The sequence below is a fragment of the uncultured Corynebacterium sp. genome (genome assembly GCF_902782855.1).
Classification (GTDB): Bacteria; Actinomycetota; Actinomycetes; order Mycobacteriales; family Mycobacteriaceae; genus Corynebacterium.
In genome coordinates this window covers 1-4,239 of the sequence record NZ_CACZOO010000109.1, presented here as the reverse complement: position 1 = coordinate 4,239, position 4,239 = coordinate 1, and the positions used below count along the sequence as shown (strand labels likewise).

The 4,239-nt window shown below is 71.0% G+C and carries 4 protein-coding genes; 1 reads left to right on the top strand and 3 read right to left on the bottom strand.

Annotation, left to right across the window (positions count from 1 at the left end; genetic code table 11):
- A partial coding sequence (locus QZV72_RS05120) for a Clp protease N-terminal domain-containing protein (RefSeq protein WP_297005993.1) occupies positions 1–975 on the bottom strand: 975 nt, incomplete at its 3' end.
- A 296-nt stretch (positions 976–1,271) separates the two neighbouring features.
- Here QZV72_RS05120 and QZV72_RS05115 point away from each other — a divergent pair.
- Positions 1,272–1,871, top strand: coding sequence for an O-methyltransferase (locus QZV72_RS05115; RefSeq protein WP_297005991.1), 600 nt, complete (start codon positions 1,272–1,274; stop codon positions 1,869–1,871).
- Here QZV72_RS05115 and QZV72_RS05110 read toward each other — a convergent pair.
- Positions 1,852–3,630 carry an FAD/NAD(P)-binding domain-containing protein gene (locus QZV72_RS05110; protein ID WP_297005990.1) on the bottom strand — a complete coding sequence of 593 codons (1,779 nt, stop codon included), beginning with the start codon at positions 3,628–3,630 and terminating at the stop codon, positions 1,852–1,854. The two genes, QZV72_RS05115 and QZV72_RS05110, sit on opposite strands and share 20 nt — an antisense overlap.
- A partial coding sequence (locus tag QZV72_RS05105; protein WP_297005989.1) for an LLM class flavin-dependent oxidoreductase occupies positions 3,627–4,239 on the bottom strand: 613 nt, incomplete at its 5' end. The genes QZV72_RS05110 and QZV72_RS05105, both read right to left, overlap by 4 nt.

The window sequence follows — 4,239 nt, the reverse complement described above, 5'->3', positions numbered from 1 at the left end:
GATGTACTTGCGGTACTCGTCGAGGGTGGTCGCACCGACCAGGCGCAGCTCACCACGGGCGAGCAGCGGCTTGATCATGTTGCCGGCGTCCATGGCGGACTCACCGGTGGCACCGGCACCGACGATGGTGTGCAGCTCGTCGATGAAGGTGATGATCTCACCCTCGGCCTCCTTGATCTCGTCGAGGACGGCCTTCAGGCGCTCCTCGAATTCGCCGCGGTACTTCGCGCCGGCGACCATGGAGCCGAGGTCGAGGCTGACGAGCTTCTTGCCGCGCAGCGACTCGGGAACGTCACCGGCGACGATGCGCCGGGCGAGGCCCTCGACGATGGCGGTCTTGCCCACACCGGGCTCGCCGATGAGCACCGGGTTGTTCTTGGTGCGGCGGCTCAGCACCTGGACGACACGGCGGATCTCCTGGTCACGACCGATGACCGGATCGATCTTTCCTTCGCGGGCGCGGGCGGTGAGGTCGGTGGAGTACTTCTCCAGAGCCTGGAACTGTCCCTCTGGCTCTTCGGTGGTGACCTTGCGGTTACCGCGGACGGACTCGAAGGCGCCGCGGACGGCCTCGAAGGTGCCGCCCCGGTTCTGGAGTGCCTGGGCCGCATCCGAGTTGCCCTTGGCGATGCCGGCGAGCAGGACCTCGGTGGAGACGTAGGTGTCGCCGAGTTCCTCGGCGAGTTCCTGCGCGGCGGTCAGGGCGTTGAGTGCGTCCCGGTTGAAGTTCGGGTTCGCCATGCCGGAGCCCTGCGCCGACGGGTAGCCGTCGACGAGATCACGGGCGTCCGCGAGGACACCGCCGGCGTCCACTCCCGCAGCCGTCAGGACCGGGCGGGCGATGGAATCCTCCTGTTCGAGGATGGCGACCAGGAGATGGGCCGGACGGATGTCCGGGTTCCCCTTCGCGGACGCGGACTGCAGTGCGGCCTGCATGGCCTCCTGGGTACGGGTGGTGGGGGTGAAACCGCTCATGTGACTCCCTCTCTGTCTCGACGGTGCTCTGTCACGCTAGTTTAGCGCGTAGCTGTCAACTCTGCGTTTCTGTCAGTTCCAACGCACTTGAAGTTGAGCCTGTTCCACTCAAGGGAGGGGATTCGCGTGATCTACGTCACTATCTTGGGTGGCTCTGCCGCGGCCCGGGTCAGTCACCGACCGGCCCGATACCCGTTCCGGACGACCCCCCACCGCAGCTGCGCCCGACCACCGTCAGTGAGTGAATTCCGACACTCCGGCGTCGCCGTGGGATCTTCCGCATATATTCTCCGGTCATGACCCCCGACCTCACGAAACTCCTGGACCGCCTCGCCACCGACGGCCGGGCCTTCGACGCCACGCAACCGGACCGGCTCAACCGCCGCCGCAACCTCGAGCCGGAGAGCGCACGGGTCCTCCACGCACTCGTCGCCGGTACGTCCCCCACCGCCGTGCTGGAACTCGGCACGTCCAACGGCTACTCCACGATCTGGCTGGCGGACGCCCTCACCACGGCCGACGGCAGCGGCAGTGCCCCCTTCACCACCGTCGACAACGACCCCGGCCGGGCCGGTGAGGCCAGGGCGAACATCGCCGCCGCCGGGTTCACCGACCGCGTCCACCAGGTGGTCGACGACGGCCTGCAGGTCCTGACGCACGCGTCGGACGGCGCATACCCGTTCATCTTCCTCGACGCCGAGCGTCCCCTGTACGTCGACTGGTGGCCGCAGCTGCAGCGGGTCCTCACCGACGGCGGCCTGCTCGTCGTCGACAATGCCCTCTCCCACGCCGACCAGGTCACCGACTTCCGGGCACTGGTCGACGCCGCCGCCGGGTACCGGTCACTCGTCCTCCCCGTCGGTGCCGGGTTACTCGTCATCGCGAAGCAGGGCTGAGTCGCTCCAGCCTCACCAGCCTTTCCGACTGCTCCGGCCTCACCGGCCGCTGCGCGAGAGCCTCGGCCACCGCCGCCGCGACCCGCCGGTTCGCGGGGAAGACCCGGGTCCGCTGCCCGGGGCGTCCGAACCCCTCCCGTACCGGATCAGAGGTCGACGGCCCCACCAGGAACAACCCGTCCCTCGCCGCCCCGTCTGCCCCGACCGCACGGTTGTCACCGTCGACGACGAACACAGACTCCGCGACACCGGACACCCCTGTCCCGGCGACGAGGTCCCCGTCCGCCAGCAGCCCACGCAGCACCGGATCGGTCACCCGCGGCACCGTGACCTCCGCCAACCGGGCGTCCACCAGGTGGTCGGCGGTGACCGGGGCACCGCCGACGACGGGACTGCCGGCCTGGAAGCGCGGCCCGGCACCGGTGTTCCGACGGAACCGGGTGTCCGGCCCGAGGAACCGCACCAGCCCGGCGCGGTGCAGCGCCAGCAGATTGCCGAGCCGCTGCGGCGGCGGCCCGGAGCACACGTAGGACAACGACCCCTCCACCCGTGCGACCAGTGCCCGGTCCTCCTCGTCGAGCAGCCCCTCGGCGAGCAGCGCGTGCAGGACGAAGCAGGACGCCACGATGGTGCTGTACAGGACGCCGTCCTGCGGGTGCCGTCGGTCGGTCGCCCGGACGAGGTTCATCCGCGCGACCTTCTCCACCTCACGCTCCACAGCACCACGGTCAGGGAAGGCGAGGCCGCCGAGCGGCCGGTCGATGCGGTGCAGCTCCAGCGGCTCGTCGGTGACCGCCGACCACTGACCGTGCAGTTCGTCCGTCAGCAGCCGCCCCAGGTGACCCGGCACCAGCTGTCCGCCCGGTGTGCGGGGCACCCGGTCGAGGTTCGCCGGAACCAGGTGACGCAGCTCCACGGTCGGCGGCCCGTCGACGGGCTTGGACCGGTAGGGCACCCCACGCCGCGACCCGACCCACAGCACCGGCTCCCGCCCGGAGGGGACATAGGTGGGGACGAGCTCACCGGCACCGTTCCCGGCGCTGTCGTCCGCACTGCGGTCGAACCGGCCGCCGCGTCCTTCGGTGAGGATCTCCATGAGGTCGATGAACGCGAGTCCGAATCCGCGCACCAGCACGTCCTCCCCCGCCCGGATCGCCGAGAAGTCCTGGTCTACGGTGTAGCCGGGCGGGATGTGCCCCTCCCCGACCGTGCCAGGGAAACCAGGTCCACCGGGGAAACCAGGTCCACCGGGATCTACATCGAGGTGACCCTGCGCCAGCAGCACCACGTCCGCCCGGAGCTCCGTGCCGTCCGCGAGATCCACCCGACGGACACCACCGCCGGACGCGGTGACACGCACTGCCCGGGTGCGGTGCTCGGTGACGGTGACACCGGGACGGGCCGCCGGGTCGGTGAGTGCCTCGACGGCGCGGTCGAAGGCGTCGCGCAGATAGGCCGCGGCGTCCCGGCGGGGGACGAAGCGCCGGCCGCCCACCCGGTCTGCGAGGGACGGGCCGGGCACCGCCGCCGGGACTCCGGGGTCACCGTCGGCGTAGACGGTGATCTCGTCGGAGGTGTTGTTCATCCACACCTCGGCCGGCTGGTCGGCACGCCAGATACGGCCCGGCCCGGCGGGGTACGGGTCTATGACGTGGATGTCCGTCGCCGGTGCCGACGGGGAGACGGGACGGGCGGCGAGGGCGAGGAGGATGCCGGTGGCGCGCGGGCCCGCGCCGACGATGACCAGTGTCCGGCTCATGCGCTGACCTGTGCCGCGAGGGTGAGCAGCCCGGCGACATCCGTGATGTGGCGGACCTCCCCCGCCGCACCGTCGGAGGTGTGGAAACGGTCACCGACGATGGTGACGGTCGGCAGTTCCCCCTGCGGGGGACGCGGCACGATGGACGGCCCCTTGACCGACCACGGCTGACCGACCGAATCGGTGCCGGTGGCGTCGACGTAGTGGACCTTGTCCCGGTCGATGAAGCGGTGGGTGGCCTCGTCACGGATCTCGGCGTCCGGCTCCCAGGAGGTCCAGAGGGCGCGGACGGCGGCGACGACGTCGGGGACCTCACCCCACGCCGCCTCGACGGGGGCGGCGGGGCGGCGGCCGACGACGTCGGCGGCGGCGTCCGATGTCTGGGCGACCGGCGACCACCCGGCGCGCCCGGTGGTGACGTGGTCGAGGGTGGCGGTGGAGGTGGCGACGTGGAACGGCTCGGTGTGCGTCACCGGGACTTCGGGCACGATGCGCAGCCTGGTGGTCTGTGGTGCGAGCCAGGCGGCGAGGGTGACGGCGTTCTGGCCGGAGGTGTAGTCGTCACCGAGGATGAGCAGGGGGGCGTCGGCGGACACGGCAGACACGGCG

Bases quoted from the DNA above. Each gene is read 5' to 3' on its own strand.
- QZV72_RS05115 (WP_297005991.1), top strand. From the start codon at position 1,272: ATGACCCCCGACCTCACGAAACTCCTGGACCGCCTCGCCACCGACGGC.
- QZV72_RS05110 (WP_297005990.1), bottom strand. From the start codon at position 3,630: ATGAGCCGGACACTGGTCATCGTCGGCGCGGGCCCGCGCGCCACCGGC.